14 protein-coding genes are annotated in these 13,969 nt (G+C 70.2%); 8 read left to right on the top strand and 6 right to left on the bottom strand.

The window, feature by feature from the left end:
• Positions 1-26: 26 nt before the first annotated feature.
• Together MFF24_RS05755 and chpT are read right to left on the bottom strand one after the other, a co-directional pair.
• Positions 27-2,759 carry a hybrid sensor histidine kinase/response regulator gene (locus MFF24_RS05755; protein ID WP_238223123.1) on the bottom strand — a complete coding sequence of 911 codons (2,733 nt, stop codon included), beginning with the start codon at positions 2,757-2,759 and terminating at the stop codon, positions 27-29.
• A 169-nt stretch (positions 2,760-2,928) separates the two neighbouring features.
• A complete protein-coding gene (chpT, locus tag MFF24_RS05750; protein ID WP_108939771.1) occupies positions 2,929-3,669 on the bottom strand; it encodes a histidine phosphotransferase ChpT in 741 nt (246 codons plus the stop codon).
• Between the two features lie 371 nt (positions 3,670-4,040).
• On the opposite strand from chpT, the gene MFF24_RS05745 reads away from it, so the two are divergent.
• The 8 genes from MFF24_RS05745 (at position 4,041) to MFF24_RS05710 (ending at position 10,129) form a co-directional block, all read left to right on the top strand.
• Positions 4,041-4,973, top strand: a complete 933-nt coding sequence (locus MFF24_RS05745) for a 3'(2'),5'-bisphosphate nucleotidase CysQ family protein (protein ID WP_133088123.1) — start codon at positions 4,041-4,043, stop codon at positions 4,971-4,973.
• 153 nt (positions 4,974-5,126) lie between these two features.
• A complete protein-coding gene (locus MFF24_RS05740; protein ID WP_108939773.1) occupies positions 5,127-5,729 on the top strand; it encodes a DUF1134 domain-containing protein in 603 nt (200 codons plus the stop codon).
• Positions 5,730-5,855: 126 nt separating this feature from the next.
• Positions 5,856-6,560 carry a hypothetical protein gene (locus MFF24_RS05735; protein ID WP_238223320.1) on the top strand — a complete coding sequence of 235 codons (705 nt, stop codon included), beginning with the start codon at positions 5,856-5,858 and terminating at the stop codon, positions 6,558-6,560.
• Positions 6,561-6,748: 188 nt separating this feature from the next.
• Positions 6,749-7,027: a 3',5'-cyclic-nucleotide phosphodiesterase gene (locus MFF24_RS05730; protein ID WP_108939774.1), complete on the top strand. Its 279-nt coding sequence runs from the start codon at positions 6,749-6,751 to the stop codon at positions 7,025-7,027.
• 156 nt (positions 7,028-7,183) lie between these two features.
• On the top strand, positions 7,184-7,537 hold the full coding sequence (locus MFF24_RS05725) for a hypothetical protein (RefSeq protein ID WP_166059061.1): 354 nt from the start codon (positions 7,184-7,186) through the stop codon (positions 7,535-7,537).
• 117 nt (positions 7,538-7,654) lie between these two features.
• Positions 7,655-8,923, top strand: coding sequence for a diaminopimelate decarboxylase (gene lysA, locus MFF24_RS05720; protein ID WP_238223121.1), 1,269 nt, complete (start codon positions 7,655-7,657; stop codon positions 8,921-8,923).
• A 59-nt stretch (positions 8,924-8,982) separates the two neighbouring features.
• On the top strand, positions 8,983-9,534 hold the full coding sequence (locus MFF24_RS05715; RefSeq protein ID WP_238223119.1) for an RBBP9/YdeN family alpha/beta hydrolase: 552 nt from the start codon (positions 8,983-8,985) through the stop codon (positions 9,532-9,534).
• A gap of 208 nt (positions 9,535-9,742) precedes the next feature.
• On the top strand, positions 9,743-10,129 hold the full coding sequence (locus MFF24_RS05710) for an exopolysaccharide production protein YjbE (protein WP_108939778.1): 387 nt from the start codon (positions 9,743-9,745) through the stop codon (positions 10,127-10,129).
• Between the two features lie 216 nt (positions 10,130-10,345).
• Here the strand turns inward: MFF24_RS05710 and MFF24_RS05705 are convergent, their stop codons facing one another.
• The 4 genes from MFF24_RS05705 to MFF24_RS05690 all read right to left on the bottom strand — a co-directional run bounded on the left by MFF24_RS05705 (position 10,346) and on the right by MFF24_RS05690 (position 13,917).
• On the bottom strand, positions 10,346-11,374 hold the full coding sequence (locus tag MFF24_RS05705; RefSeq protein ID WP_238223117.1) for a YcjF family protein: 1,029 nt from the start codon (positions 11,372-11,374) through the stop codon (positions 10,346-10,348).
• Positions 11,371-12,819, bottom strand: coding sequence for a YcjX family GTP-binding protein (locus MFF24_RS05700; protein ID WP_238223116.1), 1,449 nt, complete (start codon positions 12,817-12,819; stop codon positions 11,371-11,373). Before MFF24_RS05700 ends, MFF24_RS05705 begins: the two co-directional genes overlap by 4 nt.
• Before the next feature lie 106 nt (positions 12,820-12,925).
• The gene (gene parT / locus MFF24_RS05695) at positions 12,926-13,423 is read right to left on the bottom strand and encodes a type II toxin-antitoxin system Prs ADP-ribosylating toxin ParT (protein ID WP_238223115.1); all 498 of its coding nucleotides are present in this window, start codon (positions 13,421-13,423) and stop codon (positions 12,926-12,928) included.
• The gene (locus MFF24_RS05690) at positions 13,420-13,917 is read right to left on the bottom strand and encodes an Xre family toxin-antitoxin system antitoxin (RefSeq protein WP_133088129.1); all 498 of its coding nucleotides are present in this window, start codon (positions 13,915-13,917) and stop codon (positions 13,420-13,422) included. The genes parT and MFF24_RS05690 overlap by 4 nt, the downstream gene beginning before the upstream one ends.
• Positions 13,918-13,969: the final 52 nt, after the last annotated feature.

The raw sequence follows: 13,969 nt of genomic DNA, 5'->3' as shown, positions 1-13,969 counted from the left end.
GTGTCCTTTTCCGGTCCGTTCAGGTCTCAGGCGGCGGCGCGGGTGTCGGCGGGCTTTGCATTCTCGCCGATCTCGGCGAGTGCCGCGAGCAGGCCGCTGCGGTCGAACTTGGCGACGAGGTCGCTGATCGCGAGGCGGCGCGCTTGCTCGATGGCGTCGGCGGCCACCGTGCCGGTGAGCGCCACCACAGGCATCTCGGCGAGCCGCCCGCCGCTCTTGCGCATGGCGGCGACGAGGTCGAAGCCGCTGCGGCCGGGCATGTCGAGGTCGCTGACCACGAGATCGATGCCAGCCGTACCCTTGAGCAGGCCGAGCGCCTCCTCGGCGGAGGACGCGGTGGTGACGCCGTAACCCGCCGCCTTGAGCACGGGGGTGAGCATGTCACGGAAGAAGGCCGAGTCGTCCACGAGCAGGAGCGAGGGCGCCTTGACCACAGTCTTGCGGGGCCCGCGCGCCCAGTCGTCGTAGGCGAGCGGCAGGAAGTGGGCGATGTTGATGATGTCGGTGGCCCGACCCCGCAGCACCGCCGAGCCGATCAGGTCGGAGCGGTCGGCCGAGATCTCGATGTCGAGGCGCTCCTCGACGATGTCGACGATCTCGTCCACGACGAGGCCCATCGCCCGGTCGCCGTCGGAGAACACGACCAGCGCCTGGTTGCCCTCGGAGCGGATCTCGATGCCCGGGTCGGCCGGCACCAGCGGCATCAGGCGGCCGCGGTACTGGATGAGCGGGCGCCCGCCGAGATGCTCGATCTTCGAGGCATCGACCTCCTCGAGGCGGGTGACGAGGGAGAGCGGCACCGCCTTGAAGCCGCCGGCACCGCCCTTGAACACGAGGAGCGTCGCCTTGGCGTCGCCGGCCTCGACCTCTTCGGCTTCGGTCTCGGTCGCGGCGCCGGACTGTGCGCTCTGGCCGACCAGCTTGGCCACGCCGTTGGGATCGACGATCAGCACCACGGCGCCGTCGCCGAGGATCGTGTTGCCGGCAAAGAGCGGGATGTGCCGCAGCTTCGACGACATCGGCTTCACCACGATCTCTTCCGTGTGGAAGACCTCGTCCACGAGCACGCCGAAGCGCTGCCGGCCGACCTGGGCCACGACCACGAAGCCGGACTCGACGATCTCGCCCTCCTCGACGGTCGCCTGACCGCGCATCAGCCCGTCGAGGGTGACGATCGGCAGGAGCCGCTCGCGCAGGCGCAGCACCGGCGCGCCGTGAATGCGCTCGATCGAATTCGCGCTCTTGTTCTCGCCCTTGGGATCGACCCGGACCAGTTCGAGCACCGCGATCTGCGGCACGGCGTAGCGCTGCTCGCCGGCCTTGACGATCAGCGCCGAGACGATGGCGAGCGTCAGCGGGATCTTGATGGTGAAGGTGGTGCCCTTGCCGAGTTCGGTGGCGATGTCGACCACGCCGCCGATGGTCTCGATGTTGGTCTTGACGACATCCATGCCGACACCGCGGCCCGAGACCGAGGTGATCGCCTTGGCGGTGGAGAAGCCGGCATGGAAGATGAACTTCGCAACCTGCGCGTCGGTCATCCGCTCGATGTCGGCGGCGGGCGCAAAGTTGCGCTCGATCGCCTTCTTGCGGATCGCGGCGAGGTCGAGACCCTTGCCGTCATCGGCGATCTCGATCGTGATCGTGCCGCCCTCGTGATAGGCCGAGAGGCGGATCGAGCCGCGGGCCGGCTTGCCGGCCTTGAGGCGGTCCTTGGTGGCCTCGATGCCGTGGTCGGCCGAGTTGCGCACCATGTGGGTGAGCGGGTCCTTGATGACGTCGAGCACCTGGCGGTCGAGCTCGGTCTCGGCGCCCGACATCACGAGGTCGATGCCCTTGCCGAGTTCGGCCGAGAGGTCGCGCACGACGCGGGGCAGCTTCTGCCACGCATTGCCGATCGGCTGCATGCGCGTCTTCATCACGCCTTCCTGCAGCTCGGCCGTGACATGGCTGAGGCGCTGCAGCGGGACCTTGTAGCCGGAATCCTCGTGGCGGCGGGCAATCTCGAGGAGTTGGTTGCGGGTCAGCACCAGCTCCGAGACCATCGTCATCAGGTGCTCGATGGTGTCGACGTTCACGCGGATCGTCTGCACCTTGGCAATCGGGCCCTCGCCGCCCTCGGCGGCGGGCGTGGCGGGACGTTCCGGGGCCGCGGCGGGGGCTTCCGGCTCGTGCGCGCTCTCGAACACGGGTTCGGGGTCTTCGAGGACGGGCTCGGGGGCTTCGAAGGCCGGCGCGGCGGGGACGTCGTCGGGGCCGGGCGCCTCCATGAAGGCGCGCTCCAGATCCTCCAGCGAGACTTCGCCGGGCTTGAGCTCACGCTCGACGATCGGCGGCAATTCGGGCAGGGCCGGCGGGGGAGGCGGCGCGGCGGCGGCGGGCGCCTCGTCGGAGGCCATCGCTTCCAGCGCACCGATCAGGTCGGCGTCGGCGCCGGCCGGCTCGGAGCCGGTGGCTTCGAGATCGGCGAGGATCGCTTTCAGCCGGTCGAGGGTTGCGAGGATCAGCGTGACCGAGGCGCCGCTGACGGGATAGCCGTCGCGGAAGCGCCCCATCAGGGTCTCGGCGGCGTGGGCCAGCGCTTCCAGCCGCGGCAGCCCGAGGAAGCCGCAGGTCCCCTTGATGGTGTGGACGAGCCGGAAGATGTTGCGCAGGATCTGCTGATTATTGGGATCTTGCTCGAAACGGACAAGCTCCGCATCGACCGTGTCCAGATGCTCGGCGCTCTCGACCAGAAACTCGCGAAGCAGATCGTCCATGGGGGGTACTCGTCTACGCGCACTAAGGGACGTGCGACGAGCACTCTCGCCTTGGAAAGTTAGTGAAGCGTTGAGGGCGGGACCGGCTTCACAATTGTTTTTAGAAAGAAACGCGAAGAGTTTGAGATGAAGCGCCCCGCCTCGCTTGCCGGCGCAAGAATCCGGCGCCTCAGGCGAGCTGCGTGTCCGGCGGGGCGCTGTCGGAGGGGCGCTCGTCCTCGACGCTGGGGGCGGGGGCGCCGGGCAGCCCGACCGCGGCCTCGGTGGGCGTGGCGGTGACCGTCACCTCGTCGCCCTCAATGGCGAAGCGCACGTCCATCGCCGCCGCGCGCGCGACGAGGCCGGCATAGAAGGGCAGGATGCCGTGGGCATCGACGTTGCCGCCCTCGGGCGTGCCGGCGATCAGCGCCTCGACATGGGGCGGGATGCGGGCATGGCTGCCTTTGGCGCGCAGGACGAAGCGCGGGGCATCACCGTCACCGGTCACCGCCACGTCGATCAGGCCGCCGCGGGGAATCGCGCTCGAGGCGATCACCACGAGGTTGAGCAGGAGCTTGACCTTGTTCTTCGGGAACAGGGCCTGCGGCGCGCTCCAGGCGATCTGCGTCTTCTCGTCGGCGAACATGGCCTTCGAGACCTTCTCGGCATCGGCCAGATCGATCGAGGCGCCGGCCGAGCCTGCCGCGCCGAAGGCGATGCGGGCGAACTGGATCCGGGCCGAGGCGGTGCGGGCGCTCTTGCGGATCAGTTCGAGCGCGAATTCGCGCATCGAAGGGTCGTCGTCGTCCTCCAGCACTTCGAGGCCGTTCACGATCGCGCCGATCGGGCTGATCACGTCGTGGCACACGCGCGAGCACAGCAGAGCCGAGAGGTCGAGGGCGTCGAGGGTGAGGCTCGTGGTCCCGCTCATACTACCGCTCATGGCGCGCTCCGTTCCCGGTTGTCGAAAGAGGTGTCGCGAGGTGTCGTCGTTCAGGGGCGGCCCGCCCCCTCGGATAGGGCGGGTGCCGGATCGGGCCAAGCGAATAGTCACCGGCGGCCGCTTTGGAAAGCCGCGGAGGTCGATCGGCCTGGTCTTGTCGGCCACCGGCAACGGTTGGATCCCAACCCGATCTTCGATCCCAACTCTTGGTAAAGACTTGGTCAAAGGGGCGTTGCAAAGGCCCGAATGTCCCGAATTCGCCGCAACCGGCGCGCAGGGGAGCGGGTCACCAAGCTTGCGCACCGAATTTGCTCGGGTTGCGGATCGACAGGCCTCCCTCCGTCATTGATGACAATACGATGACCGCCCCCGCTCCCATTCCGGCCGCTCCGTCGGCGGCCCTGACGGCTCCCGTTCCGGACTCGATGCGCGATGCCATCGCGGAACAGCTCGCCGGGATCGCCTGCGAGGCGGGACGCATCCTGCGGGGCTATCAGGGCGGCGATTGCCCGCACGTCATCAAGCCGGACGGCTCGCCCGCGAGCCTCGCCGACACCCGATCCGAGGAACTGATCGTCGCCGCACTGGCGCGCGCCTTTCCCGGCATCCCGGTGATTGCCGAGGAGACGACGGGCCATGCGCGGCCCGCCCCCCTGTTCTTCCTCGTCGATCCGCTCGACGGAACGCGCGACTTCCTGGCCGGCAACGATCAGTATTGCGTCAATATCGGCCTGGTTCAGGGAGACCGCCCGATCGCCGCCGCCCTGGCGGCGCCGGGCCTCGGCCGGGTCTGGGCCGCGGGCACCACTGCCCGCGAGGCGCCGATCCGCGAGGGGCGGCCGGGCGCATTCCGGGAGGTTCACGTGCGCGCGGCATCCGCCGAAGGACTCGTCGCCCTGGTCAGCCGCCTGCACGGCGACAGCCTCACCGATGCCTGCCTGGAGCGGATGCCCATCGCCGAGCGCCGGGTCACCTCCTCGGCCCTCAAGTTTTGCCTGATCGCGGCGGGCGAGGCGGACATCTACGTGCGGTGCGTTCCGACCATGGAGTGGGACACAGCGGCCGGCGACCATGTGCTGACCATGGCCGGCGGGCGGGTTGTCGGCCCGGGCGGCAAGACAATCACCTACGGTCACCATGCCCGCTTCTACCGCAACGGCCCCTTCGCGGCGCTGGCCTCACCGGCCTATCGCGACGGGCTCGACCTGCCGCAGGAGAGCGCCGTCTCTTATTTCGACCGGCGCCGGGCGGGGGAGGCGGTCTCCCCGCCGGATACAGGCCCGGGCGCTTAACCGCCCGTTAACCCAATCTTGACTTGATCGGGCGCGAGACTGCGCGCTCCCTGCGTGCCTCGATCCGACGGCTTCCAGCCACGGAAGCCTCCGCGCGCCGGCTTGGACGGGCGCGGGCGGCGAGCGACGGGGGAGCCGGTGAGGGAGACCGACATGCCGCACGATCCCATCCGCACGGCGACGACCCGCCGCGCCGCCCTGCTCGGGCTCTCCGGTGGCCTTCTGGCCGGCGCCTTCCCGGCGCTCGCCTACAGCGACGACAACGTGCGTCCGGACTCGTTCCGGGCCGCCGAGATGGTCGAGAACGGGCACCGCTTCTTCGGCAGCGTGTCGCGTGGCCTCGCACTGACCGTCGAGGAGGCGACCCGCCGCTGGGGCGAGCCCAACGGCTACATCCTCGGCCAGGAGGCGTCCGGCGCCATCGTCGGCGGGCTGCGCTTCGGCGAGGGCACGCTCTACACCCGCAATGCCGGGCAGCGCCGGATCTACTGGCAGGGGCCGACGCTCGGATTCGATGTCGGCGGCGACGGGGCGCGGACCATGATGCTCGTCTACAACCTGCCGGCCGTGCGCGACCTCTACCGCCGCTTCGGCGGCGTCGACGGCTCGGCCTACTTCATCGGCGGCTTCGGCATGACGGCCGTGACCGATGGCGGCATCGTCGTCGTGCCGATCCGCTCCGGCGTCGGAGCCCGGCTCGGCATCAATATCGGCTATCTGAAATTCACCGGTCGCCCGACCTGGAATCCGTTCTGATCCGCCTTCGAACCATCGCTGCCGCGCGAGGGCGCTTGCTTCCGCGCGGGCAAGACGGGCAAAAGACGCAGCGGCCGGACCTGCCGGCCGAGGCGGCGTGAGGGCCCGTTCGTGATCGAGACCGTGATGATCTTCGGGCTCGGCTTCCTCCTGGCGAGCCTGTGCGCCCTGACGATCCTGCCGACCGTGAACGCCCGCGCTGGCCGTCTCGCCCGGCGGCGGATCGAGGCGACCCTGCCGGTGAGCGTGTCCGAGGTCGTGGCCGAGCGCGACCACCTCCGGGCGGAGTTCGCCGTGGTGCAGCGCCGGCTCGAGCGGAAGGCCGAGGCCATCGCCGCCCGGCGCCACGCCGACATGGCCGCCATCGGCACCCGCACCATGGAGGCGGAAGCCGCGGTCGCCGCGCGCATCCTGAGCGAGGCGGAGGTCGCCCGCGCCCTCGAACGCATCGCCGGGCTCGACCGGGACCTCGCTAAGGCTCATGCCGAGGGTGAGACGGGGCTTGCCACCCTGCACGCCCTGGAGGAGGCCCACCGCGCCATCCTCGACGATCTCAAGGCGGCGCGCCGCGCGCAGGCGGGCACCGCGCCGCTATCGGCCGAGGGCGCCGTCGACGGGGCCATGCCCCTGCGCGCCGAGATCGAGACGCTGCGCTCGGAGCTGGCGGCCGCCCGGGCTGCCCAGTCTGCTCCCCTTGCCGCGCCCGCGGGCGAGGACACCGCCGAGCTGCGCCGCCGCATCAGTGAGGTGGCCGACGCCCTGGCCCGGCGCGACCGTCTGCCCCAGGCCGGAGGCTTCCCAGCCGCCTCGGCGGCGCTCGCCGAGAGCTGAAACGCACCGAGCGGCGTAGGGGAACGGCCTAACGTGCCGGCATCCCTTGCGATGCCCCGCACGAGACCGTAAGCACCGAACCACCTTGCGTTTGCCCCGGACCCGCCTCGTTTCGGACATGCGGGGGCATCATCGCGCCCGGATCTCCTCACACGAATCCTCCCACGAACCGCGATCGAGCGAACATCATGGCCTTGAAGCTGACGCCCCTGGTTCTCGCACTGACCGGCGCGGCCGCCCTGCTGGCCGCTCCGGCACAGGCCCAGCAGTCGAAGCGCGGCAACGAGACGCTCAAGAAGTACTGCACCGGCGATTACCTCAGCTATTGCGGCAATCTCGACCCGGACGATCCGGCGACCGATCAGTGCTTCAAGACCAACTGGGCGAAGCTCTCCGAGAATTGCCGCCGGGCGATCGACGCCTATACGCCGCCGAAGGATTCCCAGCGCGGTAACAAGAAGAGCTGAGATCGCAGCCGGGCCGTCCCGGAGTCGGGCGCGCCCGGCGGGTGGCCCGCTCCGGCGTGCATCGTCCTCGTCCGAGACGCCTATGGCCACCTTTCGGGATGCGGCTCCAACGGCTAAGCTGGCGCAGACCTGCCGGAAAGACTGCCGGAAATCCTGATGCCCGCCCGCTCCGCCCGCCTCTCGATCTTGATCGCGCTCGGCCTTGTCCTGGCCTGCACGGCTTGCGGCCGGCGCGGCAGCCTGGAACCGCCGGGAGTCGCCGTGTCGCAGACCGCCCCGGCGGGCCCGCGGACCGGTGCGCCGGCCTCGGCCCGCAGTCTGCCCGGCAGCACGGTCTCCGTCGGCGATCGCGGGGCCGCCCCCGATCCGGAGGCGGTGCAGGCGGGCGACGAACTGAGCGCCGCGGCGATCCCCGCTGGCGGCGACGGCGTTCCGGTCACGACCACCCGAGGATCGAAGCGCGGCTACAGGGTTCCCAAGGAGCCGTTCATCCTCGATTCGATCCTGTAGCGGTGCCGGCGCTCGGACGAGCGCTGCGCCGCAGCCTCGGTTCGCGGTAGACAGCGCACCGCGCCCGGGGGCATTCGGGCGTGCCGCCCTTTTTTCCGCGCGGCGGATGATCCTGACATGCACCACTTCCACTATCGGGACGGGCGTCTCCACGCCGAGGACGTCGATCTGACGGCGCTGGCGGACGAGGTCGGCACGCCGTTCTATTGCTACAGCACCGCCACCTTGGAGCGGCATTACCGCGTCTTCGCCGAGGCCTTTTCGGGCGACGACTCGCTGGTCTGCTTTGCCATGAAGGCGAACTCGAATCAGGCGGTGCTCGCCACCCTCGCGCGCCAAGGCGCGGGCATGGACATCGTCTCCGAGGGCGAACTGCGCCGGGCGCTGGCCGCGGGCGTGCCAGGGGAGCGCATCGTCTTCTCCGGCGTCGGCAAGACCCGCGAGGAGATGGCCGCCGCGCTCGATGCGAACATCCTCTGCTTCAACGTCGAGAGTGAGCCCGAACTCGCCGCCCTGTCCGAGGTCGCTGCCGCGCGGGGGCGCAAGGCGCCGGTCTCGATCCGGGTGAACCCGGACGTCGATGCGCTGACGCATGCCAAGATCTCGACCGGCAAGTCCGACAACAAGTTCGGCATCCCGATCTCCCGTGCCCGCGCGGTCTATGCCGGGGCCGCCCGGCTGCCGGGCCTCGAGATCGTCGGCGTCGACGCGCATATCGGCAGTCAGATCACGGATCTCACCCCGTTCGACAACGCCGCGCGCCTGCTCTGCGAACTCGCCCGCGATCTGCTCGCCGACGGGCACCGGCTGCACCACGTCGATTTCGGCGGCGGGCTCGGCATCCCCTATCGGGACGACAACGCCCCTCCGCCCGATCCGGCAGCCCTCGCCGCAATCCTGCGCCCGCATTTCCGGCCGCTCGGCCTGCGACCGGTCTTCGAGATCGGGCGGATGATCGCGGGCAATGCCGGCATCCTCGTCACCCGCGTGATCTACGTGAAGCCGACGGAGGAAAAGACCTTCGTCATCGTCGACGGGGCGATGAACGACCTGATCCGCCCGACGCTCTACGAGGCGTTCCACGCCCTGCGTCCCGTGCGCGAGCCGGCCCCCGACACGCCCCGGCTGACGGCGGACGTGGTCGGCCCGGTCTGCGAGAGCGGCGACTACCTCGCCCTCGGGCGGGAGATGCCGGCGGTGGCGCCGGGCGACCTGGTCGCGGTGATGAGCGCGGGCGCCTACGGTGCGGTCCAGGCCGGCACCTACAACAGCCGCCGCCTCGTGCCGGAGGTGCTGGTGACCGGCGACCGGTCCGCGGTCGTGCGCCCACGCCCCAGCTACGACGACCTGATCCGCCTCGACCGCCTGCCCGACTGGCTCGCGTGACAGGGGAGCCGGGCGGTCCGCCGCCCGTTGGATCGGGGCGACCTTCCGAGAAGACTTCCATGAAGACTGCCGATTGCGACATCCTGATCCTTCCCGGCTATGCCGGCTCCGAGGAGGACCACTGGCAAGCGCGCTGGGCGGCGCGGCTCAAGACCGCGCGGATCGTCGCGCAGGACGATTGGCACCGGCCCGATCCCGAGGCGTGGCGCAAGCGTGTCGTCGAGGCCGTCGAGGTGGCGACCCGGCCGGTGATCCTCATCGCCCACAGCCTCGGCGTCGTCGCGGCGGTGGAGGCGGCCCCCCGCTTTCCCGCGGGCGTGGTGCGCGGCGCCCTGCTGGTCGCCTTCCCCGACATCGAGGCAGGCGCCGATCTCCCCGAGAGCGTGCGCGCCTTCGCGCCGGTGCCGCGTGATCCGCTGCCCTTTCCCTCGCTGCTGGTGGCGAGCCGCACCGACCCGCACTGCACCTACGAGCGGGCGGAAGACTATGCCTATGCCTGGGGCTCGGCCCTGGTGGATGCGGGCGAGGCCGGCCACATCAACGTGGCGAGCGGACACGGCCCCTGGCCGGAGGGCCTGATGCGGCTGGCCGGCTTCCTCGCGCCGCTCTGACCGTGCGAGCCGGCCCGAACGGAGCGGATCCGGAAAAATAGTGTATTTTGCATCAGCGACTTGGGGCGATTCCTATCAAATGTAAGGCGATGCGGACCCAAAAATATTCTTTGATGCAGGATAAATCGGGAACTTAAATTTCCTTAATTGCTTTCCTCGGGCAGACCGGACGGCAAAGCCGATCGGAAAATTTCGGAGGGACGCAAACGTGACGCTCACGAAGACCATCGCTACTGCCACCGCTTTCGCCTTCATCGCCGGTTCCGCGCTCGCCGCCCCGTGCAACACCGGCAGCACCAACGCCAAGGCGCCGGGCGACTCCACGGCTGCCAACAGCAGCACCGGCAGCGGCGCCGATGCGGGTTCGAAGAACCTCGCGGGCGGCCAGCAGCCGGCTTCCCCCGGCACCGTGGGTGCGATGAACAATGTCGGCGCCGGTCAGGGCGTCGGCAACAAGCCGGGCTCGGATCAGACGTCCTCGGCCAAGAACACCGCCGGCGGCGACCAGCCGGCCGCGCCGGGCACGGTCGGCGCGATGAACGCCGCCGGTCACGATCAGAAGCTCGGCGAGAAGAAGGGCGGCGACGACTGCTGATCGCAGCGCCTGACCCGTAAGGAACGAAGGCTCCCGCACCGGCCGGTGCGGGAGCCTTCTGTTTTGGACGCTGCTCCGAACTCAGTCAGAGGGATGATCCCCTTGGAATTCCGCTAGAGCCGTATCCGACCTGATTGCATCAGGCCGGCGGCTCTAGGTCTTTGTTTTGTCGCGCTTTCTTTCGACGAACCGGCCTCCACTTCGTCGGAAAGCGCTCTAGGTCTTGTCCTCTCCGCCGCGGAAAAGCTGGCCGGCCACATCGTTGACCGTGGGCGGCGTGGCGCGAACGAAGGGGAGGGGCCGGCACACGGCGAGCGCCGCGAGGCCGAAGCGGGCGGTCATTAGACCGTTGAGCACGCCCTCGCCGAGCTTGGCCGAGACGCGAGCGGCAAGCCCGAGGCCGAGCACTTGGTGCAACATGCCCTCGCCCACGGCCATGCCGCCGGTGACGGTGAGATGGGCGAACGCCGCACGCGCGAGCCGGAGGAAGCCGAGCAGGCCGGGCCGCCCGCCATAGATTGCCGCGATCCGGCGCAGCAGCCGGGCGGCGGAAAAGACCACGAAGGCGACATCGACGATGGCCCGCGGGCTGAGCGCGGTGACGGCTGAGACCTGGCTTGCCGCCTGGGCGATGGCCGCCTTGGCCTGCCGGTCGAGGGGTGCGAGCAGCTCGCCCTCGGCCAGCGCCAGCCGATCGTCGACGTCGAGGATCGCGTCGCCTACCGCATCGAGGCGGCGAACGCCGCCGGCGAGCGCGGGCCGGTCGGCGTAGAAGCCCCGCAACGCCTGCACCACCTCCTGCGCCGCGGTATGGTCGCGGGTCGAGAGCGCGGCGAGCGCCCGCTCGCGCAACGCCTCGATCTTGCGCTCGCGCCAGACGCCGAGTGCCTCGCGGGCGACGATGGCGGTCAGTGCGATCACGGCGACGAGCAGCAGCGCCAGCGCGACCCAGCCGAGCCAGGGCGCCGTGGCGAACAGGTCGGCGATCAACCGTTCGACCGAGAGCCCGACGGCGATGGTGACGAGGCCGCCCAGCGCGCTGAACAGGATCGACAGCCACGGCGCCCGGCGCTTGGGCGTCACCGGCACCGCGACGCCGTCGGCGGCATCCACGATCTCGTAGGGCTCCTCGACGAAGCGCACATCCGGCCGCGGCGGAGGCGGGGCCTCGGCGGTGGCCGCTTCCGGCGGGGGCTGATCTCCGGAGGGGAGGCGGAAGGCGCGCGGGCGCTGCGGGTTGGTCACGTCAGCCGATCCCCGATCAGGAACTGCATGGCCCGGTCGAGCCGGATCTGCGGCAGGTGGCCCGGCCGCCCGAGCGCATCGGGCTTGACCGGCGGTGGGCGGAAGCGGGGGAAGCGGAACGAGCCCGGCGGGACCGCCCCGTCGAGCACCGCCTGCGGGTCGGCGGGCAGCTCGCCGGGAAACACCGCGGCCTCCGAGAGCCCGTCGAAGATCTCATCGCCGACATGCTCGCCCGCCTCCGGCGTTCCCGAGACGGCGCGCAGGACCTCGCCGCCGTCATGCACCGTGGTCTCGCGGGTGGCACGCACCGAGGCCAACGCCACGGTGCCGACCCGTGCGCCCGCGGCCTCGGTCCGGCGCATGGCGCGGGAGACGAGGAGGCGCAGCAGCGCGTCGAGCCGGTCGTGGCTCGATTGGTGGAGATGGTCGGCCTTGGTGGCGGCGAACATGATCCGGTCGGCCCGCGGCGCGAAGAAGCGCGAGAGCAGGCTGTTGCGCCCGATGCGGAAGGCGAGCAGCACGGCGTCGAGCGCCTCCTCCAGCTCGGCGAGCGCCGCCGGCCCGGAATCGACCGCCGAGAGCACGTCGACCAGGACGATCTGCCGGTCGACCCGCTGGAAATGCTCGCGGAAGAACGGCTCCACAACCTTGGACTTGTAGGCCTCGAACCGCCGTTCCATCAGCGCGCCGAGGCTGCCGGGGACTTGTGTCTCCTCCAGGCGGTCGAGGGGGGCGAAGGTCAGCATCGGCGAGCCGGCGAGGTCGCCCGGCATCAGGAAGCGCCCCGGCGGCGTGGTGGCCACCGATTCCGCACCCGCGCGAAGCGCGGCGAGATAGGCTTTGAAGGCGTTGGCGGCGCGCTCGGCCAGCACCTCGTCGAGGGGAGCAGTGGGATCGAGGTCCCGCATCAGTGCGAGCCAGGGTGCGGCGATCTCGGCCCGGCCCGCCCGGCGGGTGCCGGCGATGGTGGCGCGCGACCATGCCACGTAACTCTGATCGACCAGCGCAAGATCGAGCAGCCACTCGCCGGGATAATCCACGACGTCGAGCATCAGCGTCGCCGGGCCGCTGCGCCAGCCGCCCGCGCGCTCGTACTCGATGGCAAGGCGGAACTGGCTGATCCGGTCGGTCGAGCCCGGCCAGCGCCGCGCCTCGGTCAGCGCCGAGAAATTCTCTTCGAAGGGAAAGCGGGGCACGTCGTCGTCGGGCTGCGGCACGAGGCGGGCCCGGCGCAGGCGGCCGGCTTGCGCCGGCTCGAAGGCGGGCAAGGCGTGGCCCTCGACGAGATGGTGGATCAGGGCGGTGGTGAACACCGTCTTGCCCGAGCGGGCGAGACCGGTGACGCCGAGGCGCAGCGTCGGCTGGATCAGCAGATCGCTGGAGGCTTCCGCGAAGGCCTTGATCGCGGAACCCGCTTGCGCGGCGTAGTCGAAGAGGGGCGGCAAGGCGGGCTCTGGCGGCGGGCTTCGGTGCGGAAGCGGGACGGGCTGTCAGGTGGCGCGGCGGAGCGGCGATCTCAAGACGTACCCTTCTCGGGACGAACGCGGCCCCTCACGCGAACGGAAGCCGGTCGCGGTCGAGGCGCGGGTCGTAGAGCCCCTTCCGGACTTTGCGCGCCGTGATCTTCGCCGCGTCGGGATGGACGGGATTGATGAGGCCGTTCTGCTCCTCCGGCACGATGACGGAGGGGACCAGCAGGAGCGCCGAGCGATGATCGTTCGCCCAGTCCGTGCCGAAGGCGAGGCTGTCGAGGCCCGCGGGTTCGGCGTCCCAGCCGACAGGCAGCGTATCCGGCGTCGCGACCTCGGCCGCTGCCCAGACCTCGTCCGGCACCGTGATCTCGACGAGGTATCGGTTCAGCGGCAGGCCGCCGGCATTGAGATGGACGAAGGTTTCGAGGCAGGCCAGCGCACGGCTGCTCGCCGCGTAGACGAGAGCGACCCCGACGGCATTCCATCGGCCGCCGGAGAGCTTGGCCCCGGTCCCCGACAGGTCGTCGGCGGTGTAGGTCCTGGCATCGGTGCCGATCCGCCAGAGCGATCGACTCACGCATAGGCTCCGCTCTGGATCTGCGCCAGCGCGCGCGAGACCAGTGCCTGGCCTTCCATCGTATCGAGAAGGTCGAGCGGCTTGCCGCCGCCGAGCGCCGGCAAGGGCTCGCGCAGCCAGCGCGACAGCCAGGCCGGCGCATCGAAATTCTCGGCCTCCCCAGCTTCCTCGATCATCGCTTCGAGCTGCCCGACGAGCTTGGCGAGACCGACGACCCGCTCGCTGTCCTCGGCCGAGAGGGGCTCGTCCTTGGCCGCCTTCTTGTTCACCGTGGCCGTCTTCAGATTGAGGGCGTCGAACATCACCTGCTGGTCGAGGTGCAGCGCGGTGATGAAGCGCTTGACCGACTTGGCCGAGACGCCGGCCTTGATGACTTCGATGCGGTCGAAGGGTGAGGCGCGATAGAGATCGAGATAGGCGAAAGGGCGGGAGCCGGAGCGTGCGTCTTGCAGCTTCCTCCGCTTGGCCGGGACGATGACCCTCATATCGGACATCTATGCTGCTCCTTTGAGCAGAAACATAGCTCGTTCGAGCGGGGCCGCAAGG

The sequence above is a fragment of the Methylorubrum aminovorans genome, assembly GCF_022179725.1.
GTDB classification, from domain to species: domain Bacteria; phylum Pseudomonadota; class Alphaproteobacteria; order Rhizobiales; family Beijerinckiaceae; genus Methylobacterium; species Methylobacterium aminovorans.
Note: the sequence above shows the minus strand (reverse complement) of the source record. Positions and strands in the feature narration are given on the sequence as shown.

Excerpts from the sequence above, each read along its gene's own strand:
- chpT (WP_108939771.1), bottom strand. The coding sequence starts at position 3,669 with ATGAGCGGGACCACGAGCCTCACCCTCGACGCCCTCGACCTCTCGGCT.
- MFF24_RS05745 (WP_133088123.1), top strand. The coding sequence starts at position 4,041 with ATGACCGCCCCCGCTCCCATTCCGGCCGCTCCGTCGGCGGCCCTGACG.
- MFF24_RS05755 (WP_238223123.1), bottom strand. The coding sequence starts at position 2,759 with ATGGACGATCTGCTTCGCGAGTTTCTGGTCGAGAGCGCCGAGCATCTG.
- lysA (WP_238223121.1), top strand. The coding sequence starts at position 7,655 with ATGCACCACTTCCACTATCGGGACGGGCGTCTCCACGCCGAGGACGTC.
- MFF24_RS05740 (WP_108939773.1), top strand. The coding sequence starts at position 5,127 with ATGCCGCACGATCCCATCCGCACGGCGACGACCCGCCGCGCCGCCCTG.
- MFF24_RS05715 (WP_238223119.1), top strand. The coding sequence starts at position 8,983 with ATGAAGACTGCCGATTGCGACATCCTGATCCTTCCCGGCTATGCCGGC.
- MFF24_RS05735 (WP_238223320.1), top strand. The coding sequence starts at position 5,856 with ATGATCTTCGGGCTCGGCTTCCTCCTGGCGAGCCTGTGCGCCCTGACG.
- MFF24_RS05730 (WP_108939774.1), top strand. The coding sequence starts at position 6,749 with ATGGCCTTGAAGCTGACGCCCCTGGTTCTCGCACTGACCGGCGCGGCC.
- MFF24_RS05690 (WP_133088129.1), bottom strand. The coding sequence starts at position 13,917 with ATGTCCGATATGAGGGTCATCGTCCCGGCCAAGCGGAGGAAGCTGCAA.
- MFF24_RS05725 (WP_166059061.1), top strand. The coding sequence starts at position 7,184 with ATGCCCGCCCGCTCCGCCCGCCTCTCGATCTTGATCGCGCTCGGCCTT.